We start from the raw sequence: 26,289 nt of genomic DNA, 5'->3' as shown, positions 1-26,289 counted from the left end.
TAAACACCTGCAACCAAACGAGCACAGCCTTCGCCCTTATGATGACCACAACCAAAAACAAGCTCATCACCAAATACCGCGCACGTATCCGCGAAGGCGCCATCAGCAATGCTAAAAAACAACTCGCGTTAAAAGGAATTACCGCTGGTGAATTAACACCCGATGAGCTTGAAATCCTGGTGTATGACGAAGAGCTAAAACTTCGTGGCCGCTTAAAAAACTATAGCCTTGCCGCCTTGATTGCCGTGCTAACACTGGGTAATTTTTAATGTTGATTCCAATTTTACGCAGCGGCGCGCTGTACTTACTATGGCGCCGCCATATACGACGACGCGCATTTGGCCTTATTGTTACCGCAGCCCTTATCTTGGCGGTAAATTTGATTCACTCAGAAGCACTGGCATTTTTTTCTGCCACCGAACGCTTGGACCTAGCTCCCCTAGCGTTTTATTTTCGCTGGTGCGCTTGGTTAATAGCGGGAATCGGCTATCTATGGTTTGTGGAACGGAAATTAGCTAAGGATGCCCAACAGAACCGCAGTAAAACCAATAAAGACCTCAATAAATCCAAGGATTCAATTCCCGCCAAGCCTGTAGAGCAGCATGACGGCTTTGATGCCTTGCGGCATAACGCCCCGCTGCGCTCACGTGCAGAAATTTTAATGGAACAAAAACGTCGTGAAAAATCAGACGACGCTTAAGCACTTACTCGCCGACTGGGATAGCCGCGATCACACTATTATGGCGGTGCTATGCGACATTGATGACGATTTAGCCAAGGCTGAGGTGATCGCAGAACAAATACGCTGGATGTATCACTCCCGCACTAGGCACAGTATTAAACGCAGCGTTAAGCGAGTAACTAGACAAGACGCTAGCAATGAAATGCCTTGCCCAAGCTATGAGGCCTTGCTGGCTGCCGCAGCTAAAAAATTGGGTATCCACAAACACTGCACATTAGTTGACGAGTACGAACGCTATATTCCGCAAGCGGTTATTGTTGCGGCGCTGACCAAAATGAACCCCATGCAACGGGATCGTTTTTTCAGTGAAGAATTTAATGCCGCCCCCATGTGGGAAGCAGCGGGAATAAAAAGTCGAGAGATCACCGGAATACGCACTGCCGCCAGTGTATTGGCCATTGCCAATGCCTCCGGCTATGCCGTGTATGCAGGCGCCACCACGGCACTGGGTTTTGCCACCCACGCGGTTGGCATTACCCTGCCCTATGCCGCCTACACAGGTTTGTCGGCAACCATCGCGCAACTGATTGGCCCGCCCGGTTGGCTGGCGCTGGCTACCTACGGTTTTTTTAAAGTTACCGGCACCGACTGGAATAAGTTAATGCCAGTACTGCTCACCATTATTGCCACCAAATCGCGTTATGAAATTTTGGCGCATCATCAGCCGCAATAGCCGTTACACCATTGCGCTCATCTCCCCGCCTAATAACATTAGGCCTTAGCGGTGAGCTTCACCATCATTTTGGTATAGCCCTTCACAAAGTTTGATTGCACATATTCTGGCTCTGCAAGTACATCAATGGCATCAAAACGCTTTAACAACTCTTCCCACAAAATGCGCAGCTGCATTTCTGCCAAACGGTTACCCATACAGCGGTGTACACCAAAGCCAAAGGAGAGATGGTTGCGAGCATTTTTTCGATCAATCAAAAATTCATCGGGGTTCTCTATAACCCGCTCATCACGGTTACCAGACACATACCACATGACGACTTTATCGCCCTTTTTAATGACCTGACCATTGAGCTCTACATCTTCCTTAGCAACCCTCCGCATATAGGCCAGTGGAGTTTGCCAGCGGATGATTTCTGACACCATATTGGGTATCAATTCTGGATTATTTTTAAGCTTAATAAATTCATCGGGAAACTGGCTCAATGCAAACACACCGCCGGTCATTGAATTTCTCGTGGTGTCATTGCCACCCACAATGAGCAAGGCAAGATTGCCTAAAAATTCCATGGGGCGATTAATCATGTCTTTGGTGTCATCATTGGCCAGCAGCATACTGATCAAGTCAAAGCCCATTTTTTCGCCTGCTAATTTCTTGGCTTTTTTCTCTCGCCAGAGGGCAGAAAATGCCCTTGCCACTTCAGCAGCCGCTAAAAACCCCTGCTCTGTTGTGGGCTCGCCACCGGTTAATTCCACACTACCGCCAATAACATCTGACCAGTCAGCTAAATCACGGCGTTGCTCATAGGGGAAATCAAATAAGGTAGCCAACATTCTCGCTGTTAATTCAATAGATACCCGCTCTACCCAGTCAAAGGGTTCATCAATGGGCAGGTTATCTAAAACTTCTGCAGCGCGGCTGCGAATAAGCCCTTCCATTTCCTTTAAGTTTTGCGGTGCCACCACACCCTGCACCGCCTTGCGCTGAACATCGTGTTTAGGCGGGTCCATGGCAATAAAGGTATCTGCCTGAAGACCGGCGGGACGATCTCCCAACATGATAATGGGTTCAGCAGAAAATAAGTCATGGCGCTTGTCTACAAACATAATGTCTTGGAAGCGGGTAATCGACCAAAATGCGCCAAATGGACTTTGCTTTTGGTAGTGCACCGGACTCTCATCGCGCAGGCGTTTAAAATACGACTGCCACTTTTTTTGCTTGAATAGAAACGGGTCACTAACATCGATAGCATCCAGCGCCAAGCTGTCAACGTCGGGAATTTCAGATTCTATAAACGGAGGAAAATCTTTAATATTAAATATTTTTTTCCTCGCTTTTTGAAATAAATGAATGCCCTTCACCTGCATAGGAAGAGGAATAAACACCGCCCCTTTTTCTAACACAGACATACCCGAATCCATTACTGCCGACTTAATACTCATAAGATGCTCAACTTAATCTAAGTTTTAATTATTTTATTAACGCGTAACTTTTAACTTTCACAGCCTTACATTTGAAACTCAGGCAAGCTAACCACCATGCCATCCATTCCCTCAGTTGCGGTTACTTGGCAAGATAAGCGCGAGCTATCCACTTTTTCTGGCGTCATATCTAGCATCAAAATTTCATCGCTACTGGCACTTCCAGCCACGCTCAGCCATTCAGGGGCAACAATAATATGACAGGTGCCACAGGCACAGGAGCCACCACAATCTGCATCAATGCCCGGCACCGAATTGTCCATGGCTAACTGCATAAGGGTTTTACCCTCTTCGATGCCAACCACATGCGACGTGCCGTCGTGCTCCACAAAAGTAATACTCGCCATGATCCCCTCACTGATACCAGCCAAGCGTCAGTCGCTATGCTTTAGGTCACTAGGCCGATAGTTAATTAGTTATTTTCAATTAATCTACTATCGAGTAGATTAATTGTCAACAGACAAAACGCCAGCAGTGATATAGGCTTGCACTACGCTGATGAGCAACATCAGCAATCCAAACCAATCGACTTCTCAGAGAGCAGTATGGCGCGCCCCAAACGAAAGAATGACTCACCAGAAACCCGCCAAAGAATTATTCAAGCGGCTCGATTAGAGTTTGCCGAGCAAGGTATCATCGCCCCTCTAGAGGCCATTGCGGCAAGATGTGGCATCAAGCGCCCATCATTACTTCATCATTTCCCGTCCAAACAAGCGCTCATTGCCGCCGTCACTGACGACATATTGCGCATGGCTAGAGAGCGTCTAATCAGCACGATCTCTGACCAGACAGGTGACTACGCAGCCACCATGCAAAATATTTTTGGCGTGCTGCGTCAGCTAGAGTTAGAAGAGAAAGGTGTGGGTGGTGTGCTAGTTCACGCCATGCTGGCCGAGGAAGACGGTGGGCCAGTCACAACAAAAATGGGCGAATTTATCGATATTATCTACGCCTCGTCAGTCATGGCCGGCAAAAATAAAACCCACAACCCAGAGGAATTCAGAGCGGCAATTGCCCACCTCGTTATCGGCGAAGCAACTCGGGTAGCACTGGGAAATCGTGCAGAGACACTTTGGGGTAAAGGCGATGCTCTCACGCCTTTATTCACAAACTACTTCTTAGATCCTGACGATAAAAAATAAACTATCTCCTGTAATCTCATCAGCTAATCATTACCTGCAGGCTCAGTAAAATTCGAGTTCTCAGGGAAAACCTCAATCAAATAATAACGCTTATCATTTGCGCCACCACTACTATTCCCTTAAAATCCTCCCACACCCTATTTATACCGGACTCCAAACCATGTCTGCCTCTCGCTTCTCCCTGACCGTTGCCACCTTGCTTATGCCGCTCGCGGCAGTGTCTGCCGAGACCAGCTCGCCACAAAAGCTTGAAGAAATTTTAGTTACCGGCGACCCCATGAGCCGCAGCAGCTTGGATACCGTATCCAGTATTAGCATTATTCCAGAGGAACAACTTCAAGCGCTCAATATCCGCGACTTATACGACTTGTTATTACGCAGCCCTAACTTAAATGCTGCCAGAGAAGATAAATTTTCAGTGCGCGGCATCTCCAACGAAGGCATTGGCCCCGGCGGCGCAGGCCGACCCACAGTAAGCATCTTCATTGATGGCGCCCGCCAACCGGGACGCGGCGTTGCCAATAGCTGGGACGTGCAGCAAATGGAGTTTTATCGCGGCCCACAATCTACTGCGTTTGGCCCCGGCTCATTGGCTGGTGCGGTGGTTGTTCAAACCCGCGATCCATCCACTGAAGAATACAGCGGCGAAGTGAAACTTGGCGCGGCAAATTACAATGGCCGTGAAGCCGGTATCGCCATTGGTGGACCTTTAGTGGGCGGCTTTGCCTTTCGCTATGCAGCAGAAACCAACCAAACCGACGGCGAAGTCACCAACACCACCCGTGATGACGATGAATGGCAGGCGCGCAAACGCTATATGCAACGCTTGAAACTAAGCTGGGATGGCGGCGGCTGGTACTCCGCTATACTCACCCTCCAAGACAGTAAATTACGTGAGGGCAATGAATATCTGCCACCAGAAACTGCCGAAGATGGCGAGTCCACTGACGATGTTGACGGCTTTTACGACGACAACAGCCAGCTTTGGGTACTGAGCCAACACGCCGACCTTAGCGATGCTGTGCGCTTAAGTTTTATTGCCAGCCATGCCGAAAACTACAATCAACGCAAAGGTGATTACGATATTTCTGATGAGAACAACGGTTACTTCATTAATACCGTCGACACCGAAAATGACAGCCTAGAATTGCGCCTTCACTACCAGTCTAACTTCATCAAAGCGGTGGCCGGTTTGTATCACAGCAATGACGAGCTCATCGGCTCCTCTAGCTCCATAGACCTGCCTTACTCTATTAGCGGCATGCAATTACGCGCCGACGCAGACTTAGAAGCTGACCGCGACGCAACAACCAACGCCATTTACAGTGAAGCAGACATTAACTTAAGTGAACGCTGGACACTCACACTGGGTGCCCGATACGAAGAAAACGAAGCCGACAACCGCAGCGCGTTTATCGTTACCGGCGCAGAGTTAATTGACCCCATTACCGGCACCACCATCCCCGGTGACGTAAGCCCTCTGCTAAAACCCATATTAGACAGTGATACCACCGCCGCCAGTGGCGACGATGTATTTCTGCCAAAGATCGCGATTAGCTTCCAGATTAACGATGAACTCAGCGCCTTTCTCACTCGCAGCCAAGGGTATCGCGCAGGCTCGGTCGATTTTGTCAGTGACGGCGAATCACCCAGCTACGGCCCTGAATACACCAACAATTACGACCTTGGCATGAAGTTTCAACGCGGCAGCTGGTTTGTACAGGGCAGCATTTTCCGCATTGACTACGAAGACATGCAAATTGGGGTGCGAGTAGATGCCTCCAATTTCCGTACCGATAACGCCGGCGAAGCAAAATCAGAAGGTGCCGAGCTAGAGTTTCGCGGTGATATTGGCTACGGCTTCAGCGTCTTTGGTGGCGTCGGTTACGTCGACACCGCCTTTGTTGAATACGAAGATGACGGTGTTGATTACGCCGGCAATCACTTCCCGAATGCGCCGCGCAATACCGCCAACTTTGGCCTGCGCTACGCCAATGACAGTGGCTTTTACTCCGACATCAGCTGGTCGCGCACCGATGGAAGCTATATTGACCGCGAAAACACGCCTACATTATTAGCTGACGCCCGCGACTTATTCGGCGCCCGTATCGGCTTTCAAGGTGAGCACTTTGGCGGGGAGTTATACGGCCAAAACCTGACGGATAAATTCTACATTACCGACCGTTTCAACAGCCCATCACTGGGCATTGACGCGGTCTACGTTGGCGATCCAAGAGAGGTTGGCGCGCGCGTCACCTATAAATTCTAAACAAGGCCATTTATAAAGTAAGCACCCACTCCGCGCCCAAGTGTCGATTCTAAGTTGACCTAACTTTGAACCATGAAATGGCCGGTTAGAGGCTCTTGGGCGATGGAAAGCAAAATATGCCGCGCCAGTTTTCATAACTTGGCCGCGAGCTAGCCCATAATTTGGCCGTTAAGTCGCAAGGCGGACATAGTTGTTGGCGCTCAATTTGGCGGGAGTGTCAGATTAGCGGCCAATCAATGAGCTGCACGTCGCCTTTATGTGCGGGTAAAATATTAAGTATATTTTTGACGAGTCAAGATATATGCTCGTATTTCCAGTCCGTTATGCTCGTTTTGTCGGTAGCTGTCAGGAAAATGGATTTCAAAACAAGAACATAGGGATGTGAGGCATTACATATGAGACCCCTCCAAAATTACATATGCGCATGCTCGTTTTGTCGAAACGCGTCTAAGTATGAATTCCTTGTTTTTCTTAAGTAAATTAATGAGTTGCGCTAGCGTCGATGATATACCGATTTTGGCAAAACGAGCATGCGCACGATTAAAATGTTGGGCGGCAATGAGAGATTGGCTGCGCCGGCCACGCTCGCTCGACACTGGTACTGTGAATCATGCTGAAATGTCCGTCGCATCGACATTACTAGGGGGAACATGAAGATGTCTGAAGAACAAGGCGCGCTGACAACCTGCCGAACTTGCGGTGGAAAAGTATCGAGTACAGCGCCTACCGGCCCGCATTGCGGTGAGTCTGATCCAGGTCAGAGGCCACCAGCAAGTATTACCCCAGATTCGCCGCCGGACGAGCAGTCGCTCGATCAAGGCCCGCCTGAAGTGGCCCCGAAGCAATTGGGCCTCAAAACGAAAAACCTACTTGACGTTATTACTTCGATTTGTGGTGTTTTTCTGATCTTGCCAGGTCTATTCATCGTGTTTGGGGGGCAGGGCCAATCAGTCACAGGGGCGTTTCTAGTGGCATTCGGGCTTTTCGCATTGCCTCACGTACGCGACCGGATTCTGCCCAAACTTGGAAAGAACGCCTATAGCTGGAAAGGCACAGGGGTCAGTCTTATTGTCTTGATACTAGGGATGGCTGCTGCTGGAATCACCGATAGCGTCATTTCCGGTCAGGAAGCTGCTGCAAAGGCGGAAGAAGCACGCCTTGTTAAAGAAAAGGCAGAGAAGCTCCATCAGGAGAAAGTCGCAGAGTGGAACAAGTCAGGCGCTGCATTTATTAAACAGGCTGATGCGAAACTTGCAGCTGGAGACTATTCCTTCGCTAACCAATTGGTCAGAAAGTATGCCGGTATCGGAGGGGAGGCAATCTCAGCACTGGCGGCGCGTGCTGGTAAAGTTGAAATTGATGAACTTTCCAAGTCCGCTCTGCAAATACCCGAATCGGCATACGGCAAGAAAGTTGCCGCCTACCAGCGGTTGGTGAAGCTGGACCCACAGAATGCCAAATTTCAGTCTGCGCTAAAGAAGTATCAAGAGGCGCAACGAATTGCTCAACAGAGAGCAGTCGAAGCCGAGCGGAAGAAGAAAATACAAGCTTTATTGGCCAAGGCTAAATCTTTGCCAGTGGAGCCGTACGAACCAAACTTGGAAGTGTACAAGCAGCTGGCGTCTCTTGATCCATCAAATAAGACCTACAGCGCAAAGGTTAAGACGTATCAGGCCAAAATTGACAGAAAGAAGAAGGTGGAGGGCTTGTTTTCAACCTGGGATGGCTCGTATCCACCACTGAAGAAATACGTCAAAGAAAAAATGAACGATCCGAGTTCCTTTGATCACGTTGAAACCAGATTCTCAGATCGAGGTAGCCACGTTTTCATTATTATGAAGTTCAGAGGCAAGAATGCGTTTGGTGGCACCATCATCAACCAAGTCACAGCTAAGGTCGAATTCGATGGTAACAATCAAACTTACACAATTGTTTCATGGGATTAGCGCTCGGAGAGTTGCCGCCCAACAAGTCGTTGCACCGGACGCTTGACCCGCCACCTGCTTTTGCTGCCGCAAAATCAGGCGTCGCCTCAAACGCCGTTGAACTCAGGCGTTATAGCCAAATTCAGACAGTACTAGAGAGTGAAGTTTAAAACATAGGGAAAAACCGTTTGTATACCTTCAAAAATACAGAAATAAACAACAAAAAAGCTTCAGACTTTGAGACTAAGTCTTTGCTGTATTTGCTGGGTATGAGAAATGATAGTGAAGAAATTGAAATTATCACTGTGGACTGCTTCAATGACGTAACAGGATCTAATACGGATTTCAGCAAGCTCTGGGATGTTCAAAGTAAAAACCACAGCAGCCTCCCCCCTTCTAAAATTGGTGAGAGCCTATCCACGCTGTACGACAACTATATATCGAGCATTAACTTCAATGAATATATATTGTTTATACCTAAGCTGAATAGAGAGTATCTAGTAGATTCTTCTTTAAATATTTATAGCTACGAAAACATCAATGAAAAACAAAAAAAGGGAATAGAGAAAAAGCTGAAGGAAAATATTAATGGAGATAAATCAGGAAGTACTCCGCCTCTATTTTTGGATTTTTTATCGAAGTTATGTTTCGTTGAAGATAATAAAAGAGTAAGCACATATATAAAGAAGATGTCCAGGTTTAAAAATAAAAAGTCAATCCCTGAAGAGGTATATGATCGAATATTCGTAGAAATTAGAAATGCCCAAGCATCCCTCAAGAACTCATACATAGAAAACGAGAAAATAAATCACCCCTCGGAAGTTCTTAGATTCAATCGTCATATTACAAAGACAGAAATAAACACTCTTTTGATTAGCAGGTTAGTTGGAATTGATGTGTTTTCTTTTCCCGGAATACCTTTTAGTTTCTTTGACGTTTTAATCGGCAAGGATGAAGAGGAAAGAAAGGATTTGCTTCAGGAATGTAATGAAAATTTAAGTCGGGCGTTCTTTGACAAAAACGGTTGCAGGGAGTTCTGGGAAGCAACAGAAAAGCTTATGAATATACTTAAAGACAAGCCCGATGATAGTGTTTTTGATGTCTATTCGAATTTGACATCAGTAGTTAATGTGAAAACAGAGTATTTAACAAAGGAAACTTTGCTTTATATGATTTCTCTAGTAAAGGCGGGGTTAGCAGATGCTAATTAAGAAAATTGCATTTGGCGATTCGGAAGAGGCGTTTGTTGAGAGTAGGTTGACTGATGATCTAAATGTTATCTTTAGCGATGACAATAACAGGGGTAAAACTCTTGTCATGCAAGGTCTAATGTTTTCATTGGGCTATGAGTCTATCTTCCCTAGCTCTTTCAACCATAAGGATAAATATTTCTATTCCGAGGTCGAGGTAGACAATGTTCACTATGAATTCTTAAGGAAAAGAAACTCTATTGCCATAAAGACTGAAGATGCCATACAAATATTCAGTTCAGTTGGTGAAACAAGGTACTTTATTGATGAGTTTGTTTTCTCAGTGCCAAAGATTAAAAAGGATGGTCGAAATGCGCTTGTAGATTTGAGCTTGCTCTATGAATTGTTTTTTATTGGTCAGGATAATAGAAGTCCATCTGGACTAATAAGCAGGGGGCAATTTAATAAAACTGACTTTAAAGAAATGATCTATGATTTGGCTGGATTATCTGACAGCCAGGCGAATACTGATGATATTAAGACTATGAGGGAAGAAATTAAATCCTTAAAGACTCAACTCAAAGATATCAGAAAGAAGATATCAATAATTAGGCAAAACCCGAATGTTGCTGAGTTGGTTTCCAGAGCGTATGACTCTGAAGTTGTTCAGGAAAAGATTAAAAAAATATCGGAAATAAATAAAAACATATCAAAGTTTAAGCGGTCTAGGCAAAGAGAGATTAATAGAAAGTCTAAACTAGAGCAGCTTGTTACCGAGCTTAATTCACTTAATAGAGATCTTAGTGAGGGTAATGTTCAATGTGGGGACTGCGGCAGTGACAAGATAGTATATTCTAATAACGATCTAACATTCGAAATAAGTAATATCGATGTTAGGAATGGAATTATGAGGTCTATCGGTCAAAATATTAGACAGAAATCCGATATAATCATGGACTTCTCTGCAGAGATTAATTTATTGCAGAGGGATCTAAATGAGGAAATGAAAGATACTCCTCCAAACTTTCAACAAATTATTTTGTATAAAGAGCAGGCTGTATCAGAAGTCGATTTTGATGACCAGGCATTTTCTCTTTCCAATCAAATAAAGGCGTTAGAGGATCAGCTTAAATCACATACAAACATCGATGAATCTCTCAAAGAAGAAAGAATGAGTTTCAATGATAATCTGCTGAAGGAAATGAACGACCTGTACAAGTCGATAGATCCTGCAGGAAATTTGGTATTCGAGGATATTTTTACTAAAAAGGGAGCAACCTTTTCTGGTAGTGAAGGGCAGGAGTTCTATTTTTGTAAAGTTATTGCCCTCAAAAAACTTCTTAAGCATAACTTTCCGATAATGATTGACTCATTTCGTGATGGAGAGCTATCGACAGGAAAGGAGGCTAAGATGCTTGAGATATATAAAAATATTGATGGTCAGATCATATTAACCTCGACATTAAAAGATGAAGAATATAGCAACGAAAAGTATTCCAAAGTAGATGGTGCAAATGCTGTGGATTATAGTAGTCATAAGGATTGTAAGATCTTAAGCAAACAGCATTTGAAAGAGTTCTTGGATTTAATGTCAGGATTTGAAGGTATCATTCTGTAAAGCTATAACAAGCGCTTGTTGTCGGACTTGTTTTCCGCTGCGCTCCAAAAAAGCCGCCAACTTCACCAAGCCGGTGTTTGAGGCGTTGAGGCTGTAGAATTACTCCGCCCACCGTCCACTTTCGATGGATTTCTTCCTTCAATTTACCTTGGCGACTGTCCGCTAATTTACCCATGCAGTCGTTTATGGCGCACGATAAAAGCACTTACTATAAGTTAGCCATGCGCCATTTTTACCACAAGGTGGCCAAGGCGGACATATTGTGGGTGAATCAACACAAGCTACCCTAGGTAGCGCTAGGGCGCGGGATTGGGAATACGACGATGAATATCCGATATCCCCTTCAACACCTCATCACTCAAAACCAGTTCGGCGCTGTCGATATTTTCCTTTAACTGCGCCATCGTCGTCGCCCCAATAATATTGCTGCTTAAAAAGTCGCGACTGGTCACAAAAGCCAAGGCCATTTGCGCAAGAGACAAACCGTGACGCTCTGCCAATAAGGCGTACTCTTCGGTTGCCGCCTCAGACTGCGGATTGTTATAACGCTGAAAACGCTCAAACAAGGTAATGCGACCATCAGCAGGACGCGCACCATGACGATACTTGCCACTCAACACCCCAAACGCCAAGGGCGAATACGCAAGCAGACCAACGTCTTCACGAATCGCCATTTCGGACAAACCAATTTCAAAAGTACGGTTCAATAAACTGTAAGGGTTTTGAATACTGACGATGCGTGGCAGACCATATTGCGCCGCCAGCGTTAAATAACTCATCAGCCCCCAAGGCGTTTCATTACTGATACCAATGGTCTTTATAACACCGCGATCGACTAACTCTGACAGGGTTTCTAAAATCTCATGCAAATCATGTTCGGCTTCATCATCGCTGTGCTTATAGCCCAACTTACCAAAGAAATTGGTATTTCGATTCGGCCAGTGGATTTGGTAAAGATCAATATAGTCAGTTTGCAAGCGCGCCAAACTGCCCTCTATCGCCTCTAAAATCGCGCTGCGATTAAGTGGCCGGCCATCGCGCACATGAGGGTGGCCCGGGCCCGTAGCCTTGCTGGCAAGAATAATGTCATTGCGATTGCCGCTCTGTTGAAACCACTTACCAATGTACTCTTCAGTCTTACCTTGGGTTTCTGCTATTGGCGGCACTGGGTACATTTCTGCGGTATCAAAAAAATTAATCCCCCGGGACACCGCATAATCCATTTGCTCAAAGGCTTCATCCAAGGTGTTTTGCTGACCCCAGGTCATTGTGCCCAAGCAAATCTCACTGACCTCAATACCGGTTCTTCCCAGCTCGCGCATTTTCATTATGCTTCCCCCTAACTTATCGTGTTCTCCCATTCATCAAGATACTAACACGGTTAAACTAAGGCAATTCCCTCTGTCGTTGTTTGCCAGAAATCATCACAGCAAGTAAAGATAATATGAATATATGGATATTCGTATATACAAACATTCAATTGTAGCGTAGCCTAATCTCCACCATAGCCAAAGTCGATTTCAGCTCTATGAACCCAAGCCTGTTATTTAAATGTTTGTCTGACGAAACCAGACTGCTATCAACACTGCTCATTTACACCGAAAACGAGCTCTGTGTGTGTGAACTAATGGAAGCGCTAGACGACAGCCAACCCAAAATATCACGGCATTTAGCGCAGCTCCGCAGCTGCGGTTTATTAGCCGACCGACGCGATCGGCAATGGGTTTATTACCGGCTTCACCCCGACCTTGGCAGCTGGGTACACGAGATATTAGCGACCACCGCTGGCGCTGAAAAAGAACGCCTGTCACAAGCACTAGATAAACTCCACGTCATGCAATGCCGGCCTCAAAGCTGCGCCTAAACAAAAGGATATTATTGTGAATATATTATTTATTTGTACCCACAATCGTTGCCGCAGCATTCTTTGCGAGGCAATCACCAACGACTTTAACGACCCGCGCATTAAAGCCTACAGTGCCGGCAGCCAACCCGCCGGTGTCGTGCATCCGCTGTCGTTAAAGTATTTAGCGGCGCGGGGGATTGCCACCAACAATCTGCGCAGCCAGTCTTGGGATGATTTTGCCGACATCGATATTGCCATTACCGTCTGCGACAGCGCAGCCGGTGAAAGCTGCCCACTGTGGCTTGGCAACTCGCCCAAAGTGCACTGGGGCTTGAGTGACCCATCTAAACTTGAGGGCAGCGAAAGCGAACTAGAAGCGGCATTTAATACCTGTATAGACTCTATTCAAGCGCGCATTAAAGCCTTATTAGCATTAGATATTGAATCGCTCAGTAAAACGGATTTAATTGCCGCCCTCAAACAAATTCATCAAGACGTGAACGGGAGTGCCAGCTAATGGGGTTATTTGAACGCTATTTAAGTGTCTGGGTAGGTTTATGCATACTTGCCGGCTTACTGCTGGGCAATATCATGCCTGGCGTATTTCAGGCCATCGCGGGCATGGAAATCGCCCACGTTAACATTCCCGTCGCCCTCTTCATTTGGGTCATGATTTTCCCGATGATGGTTCAGGTAGATTTCTCTGCCATAAAAGATGTGGGCAAAAAACCCAAGGGCTTATTTCTAACGCTGGTCGTAAACTGGTTAATCAAACCCTTCACCATGGCAGCGCTCGGCTGGTTATTTTTCCGGGTTATTTTTGCTGATTGGGTCGACCCACAAACCGCCGGTGAATACATCGCGGGGATGATTTTATTGGGTGTTGCGCCCTGTACCGCCATGGTCTTTGTGTGGAGCCAGCTCACCAAGGGCGACGCCAATTACACCTTGGCTCAAGTCTCAATTAACGACTTGATCATGGTCTTTGCCTTTGCACCCATCGCTGCATTTTTACTGGGTGTAAGTGATGTGACCGTGCCTTGGGATACACTTATACTTTCGGTGGTGCTTTACGTAGTTATTCCGCTGGTGGCTGGTGTGCTCACTCGCCGCGCCCTAGATAAACCCAATAATCACCAGCGCCTAAATAATTTTTTAGACGCGGTAAAGCCCATTTCCATTAGCGGTCTGCTAGCAACCGTTATTTTATTGTTTGGCTTTCAAGCGCAAGTGATTATGAATAACCCCATCGCGATTGTGCTGATTGCGATTCCGCTGCTCATCCAAACCTACGGCATTTTCGCCATCGCCTATGTCGGCGCCAAGGCCATGCGCCTGCCGCACAATGTCGCTGGCCCCGCCTGCTTAATTGGTACTTCCAACTTCTTTGAGCTGGCAGTGGCAGTGGCGATCTCACTATTTGGTTTACATTCAGGTGCCGCCTTAGCCACCGTGGTGGGTGTACTGGTAGAAGTGCCGGTAATGCTGTCGTTGGTTGCGCTGATTAATCGCAGCCGCCACTGGTTCCCTGAATAAATATTACGGAATAACGGACACCTATATGCAAGACATGCAGAACATAGACCCCGAGTCACTCAAGCCTATAGACTCGGGCAAGCTCTACAAAGCCCTAGACCATGCACCACGCATTTTATTATTGTATGGCTCATTGCGGGAGCGCTCCTTCAGCCGTTTAGCGACAGAAGAAGCCGCGCGGATATTAACGTTTTTTGGCGCCGAGACCCGCACCTTTAACCCAAGCGGCCTGCCGCTACCCGACGACGCCGACGACTCCCACCCCAAGGTGCAAGAGTTGCGCGAACTCGCCAGCTGGAGCGAAGGCATGGTGTGGTGCTCACCCGAGCGTCACGGCTCAATGACCGGCATTATGAAAGCGCAAATTGACTGGATTCCCCTGTCGATTGGCGCTGTGCGCCCCACCCAAGGTAAAACCTTGGCGGTTATGCAGGTTTCTGGTGGCTCGCAAAGTTTTAACGCGGTAAACCAATTGCGGGTACTCGGCCGCTGGATGCGCATGGTCACCATTCCCAACCAGTCCTCGGTGGCGAAAGCATGGCTAGAATTTGACGACGACGACCGCATGAAGCCCTCGTCTTATTACGATCGGATCGTCGACGTAATGGAAGAACTCGTCAAATTCACCCTACTCACCCGCGGCAGCGCCGACTATTTTGTAGACCGTTATTCCGAGCGCAAAGAAGACCTAGGCCTTTAAAAAGCGCATTGGTCAAAAAGCCGAAAACCTTACGGATCAAATATAAGCCCCGCGCTTAGCCGCTAGCTCACAATAACTAGTTCACAACACTCGTTAACAATAATAAGTGAGTTAGCGGCGCGTTTTCACTGCGAGCCCAACGCGGCCTTTTACAACGCTATTTTGCCCAAGCAAACATTGACAGCCGCAGCCTGCCGCTGGAATATATTCTCCACATTCAAGCGCATTAAATAGACACCACATTTGGAGGTGGCTTATGGCTCGACTCGGAATCTCTCGCACCGCCGCACTCGCACTCTGTCTGTTCAGCACATCCAGCACCCTGTCTGCGGCTGCCCTTCCTGAAGGCCAAGGCAAGGAGATGGTCCAAGCCTTATGCTCAAGCTGTCATACCGTCAGCCGAATCAGCGAAAGCATGGGCTATAGCAAAAACGGCTGGCAAGCACTGTTCAGTACCATGATCGATCTGTCAGCAAATACCGAGCAGCAAGACATCATCGCCAGCTACCTTGCCAGTCACTTTCCGCCAAACCAGCGACGAGTGCCCAAGCTCGTGACCGGTGAAACACAAATCCGATTTAAAGAATGGCAGACACCGACTCTTGGCCAACGCAGTCGAGATCCAGTTGAGTCACCCGATGGCGCCATTTGGTGGGCGGGGCAATGGGGCAATCTCATTGGCCGACTAGACCCCGCAAGCGGAGACATGCGCGAGTATCCTCTGCCAGCCAGCGCCATGCCCCATTCCGTCACCCCAGATCAACACGGCAATATTTGGTATACCGGCAACAAAAATGCCAGCGTCGGCAAACTCAACCCCAGTACCGGCAAGATCACGGTTTACGATATGCCCGACCCCGCAGCCAGGGATCCCCACACCGCGGTCTTCGACAGCAAGGGCATACTCTGGTTTACCCTGCAACACGCCAACCGTATTGGCCGCCTTGACCCCAGCAGCGGCGAGATCAAACTCGTTAATATGCCAAGGAAAAACTCACGGCCCTACGGCATCAAAATCGACGGCGCCGGCACCCCCTGGGTCGCCTGCAACGGCAATAATTGCTTGGTAAGCGTCAATCCCAAAACCATGGCACTAACTGAAATCAAACTGCCCCACCAAGACACAACCGTGCGACGGCTAGACATCGCCGCCGACGGCATGATCTGGTATGTCAATTCCGGTCGCGGTCGACTGGGGCGCTACAACCCAGAAAGCGGCGAAATTCAGGAATGGCCATCACCCAGCGGCCCGCGCTCGCACCCCTACGCAATCGCCGTGGTTAACGGCATTGTCTGGTATAACGAATCCGGAAAACGTCCCGACGCACTGGTGCGCTTTGATCCCAAAACCGAGGCATTCCAGAGCTGGGCCATTCCCTCTGGCGATGTTTACGCGGGTATTGTGCGGCATATGCGCCCCACCCGTTCCGGTGACTTGCTCATTCACCAGAGTGCCACCAATCACATTATTCGCGTAGACATCGACGACTAAGCGTCGTCATATCAGCGCAAACCCAGAAGACCAGCAAGCCTAAGCGCTGGCTGGTCTTTACTCACTCCCTGCAATACTTCTGCTCCGACTTCTTGGCTCTGCCACTTTAGCAGCTAACACAAACCCACTAGCTCAGCGCAATGTAGTTGACATAATCAACCATTATCACTATAGTTGACACTATCAACCAAAAGGCCGCGCGTTATGTCCGTCACACCGCTTAATGAAATTCTGCACAATCTCACCCACGCCTATAAAAGCAGTATTGCCACGGCGGTGAAAAGCGCGAATATACCGCTGCCCATCACTCACGTTCGCGCTTTAAAAGGTATACGCCGAGATGAAAATGTCACCGCCCAAGCCATTGCCAAGCGCATGCGCCGAGACAAAGCGCAAATCACTCGGGTGTTAAACGAATTATTAAAAGACGAATTTATTATCAAACTTAACAACCCCAATGACGGCCGCAGCCAGATTTTACGGCTCACCGAAAAGGGACAAGGCATTGTTGAGCAACTGGATATTATTGAAGCTCACAGCAAACGCACCATGACCCAAAAGCTCAGCGACGACGACATTCAGCAATTTATCCGCATCGCCAATGCCATGATCAGCAACCTCAGTAATGAAGCATCAAACAGCGAGGACAACAGCCAATGAACAGACCCGCCCCCAGAACACTCAAAGTCATTAACAAAACTCAGCTCAGCCCCCATATGCTCCGCATCACCTTGGGCGGCCAAGGCCTAGACAGTTTTCCTGCCGAGCAAGAAGGCGCCTACATCAAACTGATGTTTGCCAATGACAAGGGCACAAAGCCCACCATGCGAACCTACACCGTGCGCCACCAACGCCCGCAAGAAATTGACGTCGACTTTGTGATTCACGACGCCGACGGCCCCGCCGCAAGCTGGGCCAAACAAACCCAGCCCAATGACGAAATCACTGTCGGCGGCCCCGGTCCCAAAAAGGCAGTAGACCGAGGCGCCGATTGGTTCTTTATGGTTGGCGATATGACCGCCCTACCCGCGATTGCCAGCAATCTCGCGGCACTGCCCAGTGATGCCCGAGGCTACGCGGTGATCGAAGTCTTAGACCAAGCAGACATACCCAACTTACAACACCCAGACAATATCGACGTGCACTGGCTAGTCAATCCGCAGCCCGACCCCAGCGGCGAAACCCTGTTAAGTTTTGTTAAAAGTTTAGACTGGCTACCCGGACGAGTATCCGCATGGGCCGCCTGCGAATTCACCAGCATGCGAAAACTGCGGCAGTTTTTTAAACAAACTCAGGCGCTAGAAAAAGACCAGCTGTATATTTCAAGCTACTGGAAAATTGGTCTAAATGAAGACCAACACAAAATTGAGAAGCAGCAGGATGCTGTGGGGGTTGCTTGAGCTCAGCTGACAACCTCTATTAAAACTCAGGACTACACGACGAACTTTACGAACCGGGATGACGAGCCCATATCTAGGCGCAGCAAAAACATACTGACTATTTTTAACTCAATAAACTCTACTTTTTAGAAAAGCCGCCAGATGAAAGAGCGCCGCTACAGAAAAATTGATGCTTCGCTAATAAGCCGAGGAGCAAGTAAAAGGCTCTCAGCCACCGACCCGTTTGGGAGCCACTTTATACTTACCCCTCTACGGACTTAGAGAATGTATGTATTACAACCACACCACTAATGATGAGTAGCATCCCAATAATGGCAGCCAAATCCGGCTTTTGGCCAAAGGCGACAACCGCCACCAGTGTGATTAAAACAATACCCATGCCTGACCAGATGGCGTAGGCCACCCCGACGGGAATGGTTTTTAAAACTAGGGCCAAAAAGTAGAACGCGATTGCATAGCCAATAACGACGACAAGACTTGGCATTGGATTAGAAAAGCCATCGGAGGCTTTAAGCGCAGCGGTCGCTATGACTTAGGAAATAATGGCGATTGCTAAATATAAATATCCCATAAGCCCTCGATAAAACATGACGACCTTGAATCAACACATGCTGGCCGACTTACCTTATGCCCAGTTCAGCAACAAGGCACAGCGTCTAACACTCCCCCGGCCACCCCAAATGGCAGGGCCACTCCGCAGCCTTCGAATACGCCGTAGTGGCGACTGAAGTCACCAATAAAGTCAAAGTGCGCGGCCAGTCGCGTATCTTTTAACATGCGCCAGGTGTTACCGCATACAGGGAAGACTTTGCCACATTGAATAACGTGGTGTTTGTCTAGCATAAAGAAGTCCGGACTGTCGGCAATACTTCCGCGATATACAACCGCCTGGCCGTAGTCTTCGCAGTCGCTTTCGAGCCCCTCGAGTTTAAACAGACGATAGGTGGCCGAGAAGAATTTAATATTGCCGCAGCGCGCCGCCAACACGGGGTCGGTAATATCCAAGAGGCGGTCTTCTACCAGTCTAGGGTCGGCAAAGCCGTGACGCTTGGCGAGCTGAATAAAGTCATTCCAATACAGCGCGCCACCGAGACATTCTCCGTATAGGACAGGATCGTTTTTAACGGCATCTGGCACACGGCGATCTGCGTAGACATCTGAGAAGTAAAATTCGCCGCCGGGTTTTAACAAACGCATAATACTTTTGATCACTGCGTCTTTGTCCGGCGATAAATTAATGACGCAGTTTGATACCACAACATCGAAACTGCCCGCGGCTAAATCTAATTCGTCTAGCCGTTCAATATAACCCTTGATAAAGCGCACATTGTCGAAGCCAAATTTTTCCGCATGGTAGGCTTGATGTTCAGTGGCAATTGCCAATTGTTCGTCGGTCATATCGATGCCGACGACTTCGCCATGCTCACCAACGAGCTGCGCCAAAGCATAAACGTCGCGACCGCTGCCACTACCTAAGTCCAAGACCCGGCAGCCCTCTAGTAAAGGTGGGCAGACTAGGCCGCAGCCATAGTAGCGAGACAAAACCTCGGGGTGGATATTTGCCAGTACCGGCTTCAGCCATTCTGGCATTGCGGTAAAATCGCAACAGGCACTGGTTTTTAAATCGTCTGAACTCTGTAATTTTTTACCGTAATAATCTTGAACAAGATCGTGCATTACTTTTCCTAATTCGCTGATGGCAAAGGATTCGCTTAGCAAGTTTCTAAAACGTTGCCACGCTAGCCACTACCGTGATTAAAAATATAAGTATTAAAACAGCAGCATCCATAGCTTTGATTTTGTAGTCCGCGGGGGCGCCCTCCTGCGCTGCCAGCCTAAGCTCCCGCGCCGCCATAAACAGCGGAAAGGCAAAACTGATGGCGACCACAACACCAATGAGAATATAGGCGTATAAATACTTTACGCCCAACCGGCGCCCCTCAATAAACATCCACACATTACAGATAAAGGCCAAGAACAAAATATCTACCGATAAAAACTTACCGGCGGGATTAGCGTTGAACAAGGCATCGCCCCAGAACTGAATATTGGCATTTAAGAATCCGCTGCCGAAGTACGCGGGCAGATGTGCCCAGCTCATGGCCAGTGCTAACACCGCGCAGAGTGAATACAGCGCCACCAGTAGTTTTGTTGTTATGGTCATTCGTACTCCTAAATTAGCTGCTTAAGTTATTTATTTTTAATTATCTTCGCCCACACTTATGGCCAGCCAATTGTTATAAGGCGCCACCACAACTGCTGCCCTGCCCTGCGGTACAGGCAAAGCAATGATCGGCAATGGCAATGTCCTGGCCGGTCATGTCCTTGTTCAATAAATCCCGCAGATGGCGATTGCCATTGGCCATGACTGGCAAGTTTAGTTGCTGATTAAAATCGCAGTCATAGAGATTGCCCAGCCAGTCCACACTGACAATACTTCGGCACATCAGCGATTCCATATTGTCGGCGCTGAAATTGTTTTTGAGCAAATCCATATACGGTTTGAATTGCCCCTTAGAGACCAGGGTAGAACCAAAGCGTTTAATGGGCATATTGGCGATGGCGAATAAATTATTGAATTCAATATTAAAGGCGGCGCGCAACTCGCGGCGGTAATCTGCCTCTAGCGCTTGCTGATCCGGCGGTAGCGATGGCCCCTGGGGGTTATAGACCAAGTTCAAGACTAAACCGGAGCCGGGTACGCCGTAGCCCAGGGAATTCAATAACTGCAAACCGGCGATGCTTTTATCAAACACGCCCTCGCCACGCTGGGCATCGACATTTTCTAGGGAGTAGCAGGGTAAGGAGGCAACAATCTCGACTTTATTGGCGGCAAGAAATTCTGCCAAGCCCGCCTGCCCCGGCTCAAACAAAATGGTGAGGTTGCAGCGATCAATGACTTTGACACCCAAAGCGCTTGCCGCGCTGACCAACTCGCGAAACTGCTCGTGTAACTCAGGCGCGCCACCGGTTAGGTCTAAGGTTTGAATATTTCGGGCTGCCAGCACCTCGGGCACTAGCGCGATCAATTCTGACGACATCATTTCGGTACGGGTCGGCCCCGCGTTAACGTGGCAATGCAGGCAGCGCTGATTACATTTATAGCCAAGGTTTATTTGCAAGGTGTCGAGTGGCTTTCGAGAAATGGCTGGGAAGTCGGTGACTTCCAGCAATGCCAAAGTATCGCGCATTGTTACCTCTTTTATCGGTGGTGTTTATAAGGGACAAAGCCGCAGCCGTTTTGTTACAAATCGTCCAAAAAGAGGACCAAATCCCTATGTTGCTAGTAGACCATAGCGCAAATTGCATGGGCAGGCTTTTTATTGTCTATTTACATTCAGCTAGGGCTTGGCTTTATACGAATTATTTTCCCTCCGATAACAATAACTTACCACGCCCTCCAAATCTTGCAGCCAGTACCGCGACATGCTGAAATGACGGTATTAATTTGTTTTACAATCAGATTCGGGTATTTTCAGGAATTCCCGTATAATACGCCGCTTTCACGCGAAGAGAGCATAGTAATGACCGCAAAAGTTGCCCTGATCATGGGCTCAAAAAGTGACTGGGAGACCATGCGCCCAGCCACCGAGATCATGAGCGAATTGGGCGTAGATCACCATGTAGAAGTGGTATCTGCCCATCGCACTCCGGACAAGCTAATGGAATTTGCCAGTCAGGCCGTAGACCGTGGCTTTGACGTCATTATTGCTGGCGCCGGCGGCGCGGCGCACTTACCCGGTATGGTCGCGGCAAAAACCCGCGTTCCAGTTTTGGGTGTGCCAGTGCAAAGCAAAGCGTTAAGCGGCATCGACAGCCTGCTCTCTATTGCGCAAATGCCAAAAGGCGTTTCTGTTGGCACCTTGGCCATTGGCAGCGCCGGTGCATTTAATGCCGGCTTAATGGCCTGTCAGATTTTGGCGCTCAGTGACGCCGATTTAGCGGCGCGCATAGAAGCCTTCCGCAGCAAGCAAACTCAGGATGTATTAGACAATCCGGACCCGAGGAACGCTTAATGCCAACGGTATGGGTTCTGGGCGCCGGCCAATTAGGCGCCATGCTAAAACAGGCTGCTTATCCGCTGGCACTCGACGTAGTGCCCATTGAGCCTGATAGTGAGCACTTACCTGACATTGCCGACCACGACATTGTGACGGTTGAGCGCGAGCAGTGGCCAGACACCGCCGTAACCCGCCATTTAAGCAGCCAAGTCGGCTTTATGAACGCCGATATTTTTGGCAAGATCGCCGACCGTTTTCACCAAAAAACCATGCTCGACACCCTTGGTATTAACACCGCGCCGTGGCGCTCGGTTGAGCTGGACACCAAAGCAGAAGCACTGCATGCCGAACTCGGTCCCGATGTATTGCTAAAACGTCGCGAAGGCGGTTACGACGGCAAGGGCCAGTACTGGCTTTACGAAGATCAAGGCGACGAAGTTCCCAGCGATTGGCAGGGCACCGGCATTGCCGAAAAGAAGATTCCCTTTAATGAGGAGTTGTCCCTTGTTGGCGCAAGAGACAAAGACGGCAATAAAGTCTTTTATCCCCTTACTCTGAATTTACACAGCAACGGGATTTTAATGGCCTCTGTTGCGCCCTTGGCCCGCGTTGCGCATTTGCAGCCCATGGCTGAGTCCATGCTCAGTAAAATTATGGACTCCGCCAATTATATTGGCGTGATGGCGATGGAGTGTTTCCGTGTGGGTGAGCAGCTTATTGTGAATGAACTCGCTCCTCGCGTTCACAATAGCGGACACTGGACTCAGGCCGGCGCCTGTGTGAGCCAGTTTGAAATGCATTTGCGGGCGGTAAGTGGTCTGCCAATTAAAGCGCCAGAAGTGCGCGGCCAAAGCGTGATGATAAATCTGATCGGTGTTGAGCGGGAACTGAGTTGGATGGAGGTTCCATCGAGCCAGAGCTATTGGTATGGCAAAGACGTTAGACCGGGACGCAAGTTAGGTCACATTAATATAAACCACCCCCAGAAAAAAGCAGTTCAACTTGCATTGAGCACCCTACGCAAACAGCTGCCCGATAATTACAACGACGTTTTTGATTGGGTCGATAAAGAATTAAAACGCATTTAAGTGCGTTTTAATTTACGGCTTATATCAACGCTAAGCCGTGTAAGATCATCATAATTAAACTGGTAGTGATAAGCGAACCCATTGTGGTTAGCACAATAATATTGGCTGCTAAAGCCGCGTTACCCGCCATTGCCCTTACCATGATATAGCTTGCTGCTGCCGATGGCGCCGATGACATTAGCGCCAAAACCCCTAGCTCCATACCTCGGAAGCCAATCGCAATTCCACCGACGATCAATAACACCGGCACAATAATCAGCTTACAAGCGGCGCTGACCAAGGCGCTATTTAAGTCTGCTTTTAGCGCTTTAAAATCCAAACTAGCCCCCGTACAGAGCAAGGCTAATGGCAGTGTCATTTGCGCGAAGTACTCACCGCTGCGCACCACCAAATGAGGTAATGACCACTCCATTGTGGCAAAGGGCAGCGCCGCCATAATGCTAATAATTAGTGGGTTGCGGATAATGCCTTTTACCGTCGCGGCCAATCCCCCTTCGCGATTTAAACTGCGATTAAGCGTAATAACCGACAAAATATTATACAAAATGGTGACCAGCGCCATGTACATAGAAGCGGCAACCAAGCCCTTATCACCAAAGGCATTCATGCAGTAGGCAAGCCCAACAATACCAAGATTAGAGCGAAAACTTCCCTGAATAACAACGCCGCGGTCTTCGTGCTTTTTTATAAAAAAAGGCGCTAATAATTCCAGTATTAAATACACAACAAAGGTGGCAACTAGGCCGTAGATAATGAGCTGAACATTGGCCGATTCGCTAATACTGGTCCGGCTAATACTGATAAACAACAGCGCTGGGAGGGTAATGTTAAAAACTAGCTTGCTGCCAACATCAATGAAATTATCATTAATAATGTGCGCGCGATTTAAATACACACCAAGTAGCAAGACCACAAAAATGGGCCCAGTGATTGTGAAGGAATAGGATAATGACTGTAAAAAGGCTTGCATGAAAAGTGCTCTTTGAGAGAGATGTAGTATCCCATATTCAAAGAGCAGCATCGACAAAATCAGGGAATTGATTCGCCATATTGCCTGATATTTTAGTGTAGCGGTAAAAAGGAAGGAGTGACGTTAAACGCCACTCCTTCAATATCCCTTTCCAAGGACAAATTTAACATCACTGTGGTTTTAGTGACTGATCATCCAAGGCCGCTGCGATGGAAAAACTTTACTGCCGTCGGGCAAATAAATAGCCTTCTGACGCAGACTACTACGATCTGGGTGCGCAGCATGGTCATTACATCCACAACCTTTTTTGGCTGCAGCATGGGCGCGACGCTGAGCATCATCTTCTCGTGAATCGACACTGGAAATAATCGGCTGATGAATCGCCTTTTCATTTTTTTCCATTGCCTTTTTTCTGCCAGGAGCCATTGCCAGCACTTCTGGTGGAATCATAATTACCCGCGCACTTAATTTACCGCACTGTGGACAGGCACAGGGTAGTGGCGCATTTTCCATGCTCGCCAGTTCGTGAAATAAACCATGCTCTTTACATTTATAATCGTACAATGGCATTTGCTGCCTCCAAACTGAAAAAGTCCAAGCCGATAACCAACAAGATCACCATGATTACCGACCTGCCTATCTAATTTATAGCTTACCCGCACTGCTTTTTTTGTAAGCGTATTTTTATGCGGGAAAGCGTAGTCCCTACCCTCGTCCTTTGTTTATTTATCGGGTGACAATGGCACATCAGCAACCGAAGAATCGACCATCTTAGTTGGCCCTGAAGCGTTAGGCTGCATGTCAAAGTCAAAGATATCCGTAGGCAGCCACAAGGTGGCACAGGCATTAGGAATATCTACCACGCCACTGATATGACCCTGCACCGGCGCGACGCCGAGAATGGTGTAGGCCTGCGCCCTGCTATAGCCAAACTTGGTCATATACTCGATGGCATTCAAACAGGCTTGGCGGTATGCAATATGCACATCCAAGTAATGCTGCTTGCCTTCTTCGTCCACAGAGATACCTTCAAAAATAAGGTAGTCGTCATATTTTGGCGCAATGGGGCTTGGTTTAAAGATAGGGTTTTTAACCCCGTATTTTTTCATGCCGTCTTTGATCAAATTCACACGTAGGTGAATCCAGCCCGCCATTTCGATTGCACCACAGAATGTGATTTCACCGTCGCCCTGACTAAAGTGAAGGTCACCCACACTTAAACCAGCGTCTTTCACATAAACAGGGAAATAAACTTTTGCACCGCGTGATAAATCTTTAATGTCGCAGTTACCGCCGTGCTCACGAGGCGGAACAGTACGAGCACCTTCGGCTGCTGCCGCTTTTGCTGCATCACCCTTCATACGTCCCATATGTGCAGTGTCGCCATAGGGCAATGTTGCCAGTTCGGGAACCCGCTGTGGATCGGTATCAACAAGGCCTTTTTCACGTCGGTTCCACTCATCCAACATGTCCCGCGACGGTAAACAACCAATTAAGCCTGGGTGAATTAATCCAGCAAACTCGACATTGGGTACATGACGAGATTTGGTGAACATGCCGTTAAAATCCCAAATCGATTTTTGCGCTTCAGGAAAATGTTCTGTTAAAAAGCCACCACCGTTTTGCTTTGAGAAAAAGCCATTAAAGCCCCATTCGCTTTCCTCAAAAGTACCGATGTCTAATATATCAACCTCTAATAAATCACCGGGCTCGGCACCTTCAACACCGACAGGGCCGGACAAAAAATGCACCTGACTTAAGTCGACATCACGAACGTCATCAGCTGAGTCGTTGTTGCTGATTTGACCACCGGTCCAGTCAACGCATTCAATTTTAAAGTCGTCTCCTGGTTTAACCATTTCCACCATCGGGATATCTGGATGCCAACGGTTATGAATTTTATCGTTGTCGTATGCCGATTTACTCAGGTCCACTTTAATGATTGTTTCAGCCATCGTTTATCTCCGGATCAGTCTTAAAAAATTTTGGGCGACTCACGACCTACTTACGCCTCATTCACCCAAGATCAATGAGGCACAAGGGCCTTCACCATGGAGCTACTATCCGGAATTGCTGGCAGATCGGGTATTAGTCAATGTGCCCCAAGCACTACGCTAAATGACGTATACGGAGGCCCAGAGTCGGAATAAAGTAGCGTTGAAAAATGGCGCGAAAATAACTGGCGACACAAAATCTAGGCGGCGCTAAGACCGCAG

27 protein-coding genes are annotated in these 26,289 nt (G+C 48.0%); 17 read left to right on the top strand and 10 right to left on the bottom strand.

Annotated elements, in window-relative coordinates:
• The first annotated feature begins 38 nt into the window (after positions 1 to 38).
• Genes AELLOGFF_RS01130 through AELLOGFF_RS01120 form a run of 3 tightly spaced genes read left to right on the top strand, consistent with a single transcriptional unit; the run spans position 39 to position 1,415 of the window.
• Positions 39 to 269, top strand: a complete 231-nt coding sequence (locus AELLOGFF_RS01130) for a hypothetical protein (protein WP_159266935.1) — start codon at positions 39 to 41, stop codon at positions 267 to 269.
• The gene (locus tag AELLOGFF_RS01125) at positions 269 to 700 is read left to right on the top strand and encodes a hypothetical protein (protein WP_159266934.1); all 432 of its coding nucleotides are present in this window, start codon (positions 269 to 271) and stop codon (positions 698 to 700) included. The genes AELLOGFF_RS01130 and AELLOGFF_RS01125 overlap by 1 nt, the downstream gene beginning before the upstream one ends.
• Complete coding sequence (locus tag AELLOGFF_RS01120) at positions 678 to 1,415, top strand: hypothetical protein (RefSeq protein WP_159266933.1); 738 nt, start codon at positions 678 to 680, stop codon at positions 1,413 to 1,415. Before AELLOGFF_RS01125 ends, AELLOGFF_RS01120 begins: the two co-directional genes overlap by 23 nt.
• Before the next feature lie 38 nt (positions 1,416 to 1,453).
• On the opposite strand, the gene AELLOGFF_RS01115 is transcribed toward AELLOGFF_RS01120, so the two are convergent.
• Together AELLOGFF_RS01115 and AELLOGFF_RS01110 are read right to left on the bottom strand one after the other, a co-directional pair.
• The gene (locus AELLOGFF_RS01115; protein WP_159269234.1) at positions 1,454 to 2,836 is read right to left on the bottom strand and encodes a cytochrome P450; all 1,383 of its coding nucleotides are present in this window, start codon (positions 2,834 to 2,836) and stop codon (positions 1,454 to 1,456) included.
• An 86-nt stretch (positions 2,837 to 2,922) separates the two neighbouring features.
• Positions 2,923 to 3,243: a 2Fe-2S iron-sulfur cluster-binding protein gene (locus AELLOGFF_RS01110; RefSeq protein WP_159266932.1), complete on the bottom strand. Its 321-nt coding sequence runs from the start codon at positions 3,241 to 3,243 to the stop codon at positions 2,923 to 2,925.
• Between the two features lie 198 nt (positions 3,244 to 3,441).
• Here AELLOGFF_RS01110 and AELLOGFF_RS01105 point away from each other — a divergent pair, with 198 nt between their 5' ends.
• From AELLOGFF_RS01105 to AELLOGFF_RS01085, 5 genes are all read left to right on the top strand, one after another.
• Positions 3,442 to 4,038, top strand: coding sequence for a TetR/AcrR family transcriptional regulator (locus AELLOGFF_RS01105; protein WP_159266931.1), 597 nt, complete (start codon positions 3,442 to 3,444; stop codon positions 4,036 to 4,038).
• Positions 4,039 to 4,198: 160 nt separating this feature from the next.
• On the top strand, positions 4,199 to 6,307 hold the full coding sequence (locus AELLOGFF_RS01100) for a TonB-dependent receptor (protein WP_159266930.1): 2,109 nt from the start codon (positions 4,199 to 4,201) through the stop codon (positions 6,305 to 6,307).
• 656 nt (positions 6,308 to 6,963) lie between these two features.
• Positions 6,964 to 8,253, top strand: coding sequence for a hypothetical protein (locus AELLOGFF_RS01095; RefSeq protein WP_159266929.1), 1,290 nt, complete (start codon positions 6,964 to 6,966; stop codon positions 8,251 to 8,253).
• A gap of 167 nt (positions 8,254 to 8,420) precedes the next feature.
• On the top strand, positions 8,421 to 9,443 hold the full coding sequence (locus AELLOGFF_RS01090; RefSeq protein ID WP_159266928.1) for a hypothetical protein: 1,023 nt from the start codon (positions 8,421 to 8,423) through the stop codon (positions 9,441 to 9,443).
• Positions 9,433 to 11,040 (top strand): hypothetical protein, encoded by a 1,608-nt coding sequence (locus AELLOGFF_RS01085; RefSeq protein WP_159266927.1) that lies wholly within the window; start codon positions 9,433 to 9,435, stop codon positions 11,038 to 11,040. The genes AELLOGFF_RS01090 and AELLOGFF_RS01085 overlap by 11 nt, the downstream gene beginning before the upstream one ends.
• A gap of 296 nt (positions 11,041 to 11,336) precedes the next feature.
• Here AELLOGFF_RS01085 and AELLOGFF_RS01080 read toward each other — a convergent pair whose 3' ends face one another.
• Positions 11,337 to 12,368 (bottom strand): NADP(H)-dependent aldo-keto reductase, encoded by a 1,032-nt coding sequence (locus AELLOGFF_RS01080; RefSeq protein WP_159266926.1) that lies wholly within the window; start codon positions 12,366 to 12,368, stop codon positions 11,337 to 11,339.
• 200 nt (positions 12,369 to 12,568) lie between these two features.
• On the opposite strand from AELLOGFF_RS01080, the gene AELLOGFF_RS01075 reads away from it, so the two are divergent.
• The 7 genes from AELLOGFF_RS01075 to AELLOGFF_RS01045 all read left to right on the top strand — a co-directional run bounded on the left by AELLOGFF_RS01075 (position 12,569) and on the right by AELLOGFF_RS01045 (position 18,014).
• Positions 12,569 to 12,904 carry a metalloregulator ArsR/SmtB family transcription factor gene (locus tag AELLOGFF_RS01075; protein WP_159266925.1) on the top strand — a complete coding sequence of 112 codons (336 nt, stop codon included), beginning with the start codon at positions 12,569 to 12,571 and terminating at the stop codon, positions 12,902 to 12,904.
• Positions 12,905 to 12,920: 16 nt separating this feature from the next.
• On the top strand, positions 12,921 to 13,403 hold the full coding sequence (locus AELLOGFF_RS01070) for an arsenate reductase ArsC (protein ID WP_159266924.1): 483 nt from the start codon (positions 12,921 to 12,923) through the stop codon (positions 13,401 to 13,403).
• Positions 13,403 to 14,422 carry an ACR3 family arsenite efflux transporter gene (gene arsB / locus AELLOGFF_RS01065; RefSeq protein WP_159266923.1) on the top strand — a complete coding sequence of 340 codons (1,020 nt, stop codon included), beginning with the start codon at positions 13,403 to 13,405 and terminating at the stop codon, positions 14,420 to 14,422. The genes AELLOGFF_RS01070 and arsB overlap by 1 nt, the downstream gene beginning before the upstream one ends.
• 25 nt (positions 14,423 to 14,447) lie before the next feature.
• Positions 14,448 to 15,122 (top strand): arsenical resistance protein ArsH, encoded by a 675-nt coding sequence (arsH, locus tag AELLOGFF_RS01060; RefSeq protein WP_268818542.1) that lies wholly within the window; start codon positions 14,448 to 14,450, stop codon positions 15,120 to 15,122.
• A gap of 256 nt (positions 15,123 to 15,378) precedes the next feature.
• The gene (locus tag AELLOGFF_RS01055; RefSeq protein WP_200842578.1) at positions 15,379 to 16,614 is read left to right on the top strand and encodes a cytochrome C; all 1,236 of its coding nucleotides are present in this window, start codon (positions 15,379 to 15,381) and stop codon (positions 16,612 to 16,614) included.
• Positions 16,615 to 16,818: 204 nt separating this feature from the next.
• The gene (locus tag AELLOGFF_RS01050) at positions 16,819 to 17,274 is read left to right on the top strand and encodes a MarR family winged helix-turn-helix transcriptional regulator (RefSeq protein WP_159266922.1); all 456 of its coding nucleotides are present in this window, start codon (positions 16,819 to 16,821) and stop codon (positions 17,272 to 17,274) included.
• Positions 17,271 to 18,014, top strand: coding sequence for a siderophore-interacting protein (locus AELLOGFF_RS01045; RefSeq protein WP_159266921.1), 744 nt, complete (start codon positions 17,271 to 17,273; stop codon positions 18,012 to 18,014). Before AELLOGFF_RS01050 ends, AELLOGFF_RS01045 begins: the two co-directional genes overlap by 4 nt.
• Positions 18,015 to 18,255: 241 nt before the next feature.
• Here AELLOGFF_RS01045 and AELLOGFF_RS01040 read toward each other — a convergent pair whose 3' ends face one another.
• The 4 genes from AELLOGFF_RS01040 to arsS all read right to left on the bottom strand — a co-directional run bounded on the left by AELLOGFF_RS01040 (position 18,256) and on the right by arsS (position 21,205).
• Positions 18,256 to 18,543, bottom strand: coding sequence for a DMT family transporter (locus tag AELLOGFF_RS01040; protein ID WP_235035590.1), 288 nt, complete (start codon positions 18,541 to 18,543; stop codon positions 18,256 to 18,258).
• Between the two features lie 107 nt (positions 18,544 to 18,650).
• Positions 18,651 to 19,691 carry a methyltransferase domain-containing protein gene (locus AELLOGFF_RS01035; RefSeq protein WP_159266920.1) on the bottom strand — a complete coding sequence of 347 codons (1,041 nt, stop codon included), beginning with the start codon at positions 19,689 to 19,691 and terminating at the stop codon, positions 18,651 to 18,653.
• A 46-nt stretch (positions 19,692 to 19,737) separates the two neighbouring features.
• On the bottom strand, positions 19,738 to 20,178 hold the full coding sequence (locus AELLOGFF_RS01030) for a DUF2834 domain-containing protein (RefSeq protein WP_159266919.1): 441 nt from the start codon (positions 20,176 to 20,178) through the stop codon (positions 19,738 to 19,740).
• 73 nt (positions 20,179 to 20,251) lie between these two features.
• Positions 20,252 to 21,205: an arsenosugar biosynthesis radical SAM (seleno)protein ArsS gene (gene arsS, locus AELLOGFF_RS01025; RefSeq protein ID WP_159266918.1), complete on the bottom strand. Its 954-nt coding sequence runs from the start codon at positions 21,203 to 21,205 to the stop codon at positions 20,252 to 20,254.
• A 333-nt stretch (positions 21,206 to 21,538) separates the two neighbouring features.
• Here arsS and purE point away from each other — a divergent pair, with 333 nt between their 5' ends.
• Positions 21,539 to 22,030 carry a 5-(carboxyamino)imidazole ribonucleotide mutase gene (gene purE, locus AELLOGFF_RS01020; protein WP_159266917.1) on the top strand — a complete coding sequence of 164 codons (492 nt, stop codon included), beginning with the start codon at positions 21,539 to 21,541 and terminating at the stop codon, positions 22,028 to 22,030.
• Positions 22,030 to 23,103 (top strand): 5-(carboxyamino)imidazole ribonucleotide synthase, encoded by a 1,074-nt coding sequence (purK, locus tag AELLOGFF_RS01015; RefSeq protein WP_159266916.1) that lies wholly within the window; start codon positions 22,030 to 22,032, stop codon positions 23,101 to 23,103. The genes purE and purK overlap by 1 nt, the downstream gene beginning before the upstream one ends.
• Before the next feature lie 19 nt (positions 23,104 to 23,122).
• Here purK and AELLOGFF_RS01010 read toward each other — a convergent pair whose 3' ends face one another.
• The 3 genes from AELLOGFF_RS01010 to fmdA all read right to left on the bottom strand — a co-directional run bounded on the left by AELLOGFF_RS01010 (position 23,123) and on the right by fmdA (position 26,028).
• Positions 23,123 to 24,073: an AEC family transporter gene (locus tag AELLOGFF_RS01010; protein ID WP_159266915.1), complete on the bottom strand. Its 951-nt coding sequence runs from the start codon at positions 24,071 to 24,073 to the stop codon at positions 23,123 to 23,125.
• A gap of 180 nt (positions 24,074 to 24,253) precedes the next feature.
• Complete coding sequence (locus AELLOGFF_RS01005; protein ID WP_159266914.1) at positions 24,254 to 24,643, bottom strand: FmdB family zinc ribbon protein; 390 nt, start codon at positions 24,641 to 24,643, stop codon at positions 24,254 to 24,256.
• A gap of 152 nt (positions 24,644 to 24,795) precedes the next feature.
• A complete protein-coding gene (fmdA, locus tag AELLOGFF_RS01000) occupies positions 24,796 to 26,028 on the bottom strand; it encodes a formamidase (protein WP_159266913.1) in 1,233 nt (410 codons plus the stop codon).
• Positions 26,029 to 26,289 lie beyond the last annotated feature (261 nt).

It is taken from the genome of Zhongshania aliphaticivorans (assembly GCF_902705875.1).
Lineage (GTDB): Bacteria > Pseudomonadota > Gammaproteobacteria > Pseudomonadales > Spongiibacteraceae > Spongiibacter > Spongiibacter aliphaticivorans_A.
The sequence above is the reverse complement of the archived record's forward strand: the minus strand, read 5'-3'. Positions and strand labels throughout refer to the sequence as shown.

What these genes read in the sequence shown, in the direction of transcription:
- arsS (WP_159266918.1), bottom strand. Translation starts at nt 21,205, where the DNA reads ATGCGCGATACTTTGGCATTGCTGGAAGTCACCGACTTCCCAGCCATT.
- AELLOGFF_RS01045 (WP_159266921.1), top strand. Translation starts at nt 17,271, where the DNA reads ATGAACAGACCCGCCCCCAGAACACTCAAAGTCATTAACAAAACTCAG.
- fmdA (WP_159266913.1), bottom strand. Translation starts at nt 26,028, where the DNA reads ATGGCTGAAACAATCATTAAAGTGGACCTGAGTAAATCGGCATACGAC.
- AELLOGFF_RS01130 (WP_159266935.1), top strand. Translation starts at nt 39, where the DNA reads ATGATGACCACAACCAAAAACAAGCTCATCACCAAATACCGCGCACGT.
- AELLOGFF_RS01035 (WP_159266920.1), bottom strand. Translation starts at nt 19,691, where the DNA reads ATGCACGATCTTGTTCAAGATTATTACGGTAAAAAATTACAGAGTTCA.
- AELLOGFF_RS01080 (WP_159266926.1), bottom strand. Translation starts at nt 12,368, where the DNA reads ATGAAAATGCGCGAGCTGGGAAGAACCGGTATTGAGGTCAGTGAGATT.
- AELLOGFF_RS01055 (WP_200842578.1), top strand. Translation starts at nt 15,379, where the DNA reads ATGGCTCGACTCGGAATCTCTCGCACCGCCGCACTCGCACTCTGTCTG.
- AELLOGFF_RS01095 (WP_159266929.1), top strand. Translation starts at nt 6,964, where the DNA reads ATGTCTGAAGAACAAGGCGCGCTGACAACCTGCCGAACTTGCGGTGGA.
- purE (WP_159266917.1), top strand. Translation starts at nt 21,539, where the DNA reads ATGACCGCAAAAGTTGCCCTGATCATGGGCTCAAAAAGTGACTGGGAG.
- AELLOGFF_RS01010 (WP_159266915.1), bottom strand. Translation starts at nt 24,073, where the DNA reads ATGCAAGCCTTTTTACAGTCATTATCCTATTCCTTCACAATCACTGGG.
- AELLOGFF_RS01115 (WP_159269234.1), bottom strand. Translation starts at nt 2,836, where the DNA reads ATGGATTCGGGTATGTCTGTGTTAGAAAAAGGGGCGGTGTTTATTCCT.
- AELLOGFF_RS01125 (WP_159266934.1), top strand. Translation starts at nt 269, where the DNA reads ATGTTGATTCCAATTTTACGCAGCGGCGCGCTGTACTTACTATGGCGC.
- AELLOGFF_RS01085 (WP_159266927.1), top strand. Translation starts at nt 9,433, where the DNA reads ATGCTAATTAAGAAAATTGCATTTGGCGATTCGGAAGAGGCGTTTGTT.
- AELLOGFF_RS01030 (WP_159266919.1), bottom strand. Translation starts at nt 20,178, where the DNA reads ATGACCATAACAACAAAACTACTGGTGGCGCTGTATTCACTCTGCGCG.
- AELLOGFF_RS01110 (WP_159266932.1), bottom strand. Translation starts at nt 3,243, where the DNA reads ATGGCGAGTATTACTTTTGTGGAGCACGACGGCACGTCGCATGTGGTT.
- AELLOGFF_RS01050 (WP_159266922.1), top strand. Translation starts at nt 16,819, where the DNA reads ATGTCCGTCACACCGCTTAATGAAATTCTGCACAATCTCACCCACGCC.
- AELLOGFF_RS01005 (WP_159266914.1), bottom strand. Translation starts at nt 24,643, where the DNA reads ATGCCATTGTACGATTATAAATGTAAAGAGCATGGTTTATTTCACGAA.
- AELLOGFF_RS01075 (WP_159266925.1), top strand. Translation starts at nt 12,569, where the DNA reads ATGAACCCAAGCCTGTTATTTAAATGTTTGTCTGACGAAACCAGACTG.
- AELLOGFF_RS01105 (WP_159266931.1), top strand. Translation starts at nt 3,442, where the DNA reads ATGGCGCGCCCCAAACGAAAGAATGACTCACCAGAAACCCGCCAAAGA.
- arsB (WP_159266923.1), top strand. Translation starts at nt 13,403, where the DNA reads ATGGGGTTATTTGAACGCTATTTAAGTGTCTGGGTAGGTTTATGCATA.
- arsH (WP_268818542.1), top strand. Translation starts at nt 14,448, where the DNA reads ATGCAAGACATGCAGAACATAGACCCCGAGTCACTCAAGCCTATAGAC.
- purK (WP_159266916.1), top strand. Translation starts at nt 22,030, where the DNA reads ATGCCAACGGTATGGGTTCTGGGCGCCGGCCAATTAGGCGCCATGCTA.
- AELLOGFF_RS01100 (WP_159266930.1), top strand. Translation starts at nt 4,199, where the DNA reads ATGTCTGCCTCTCGCTTCTCCCTGACCGTTGCCACCTTGCTTATGCCG.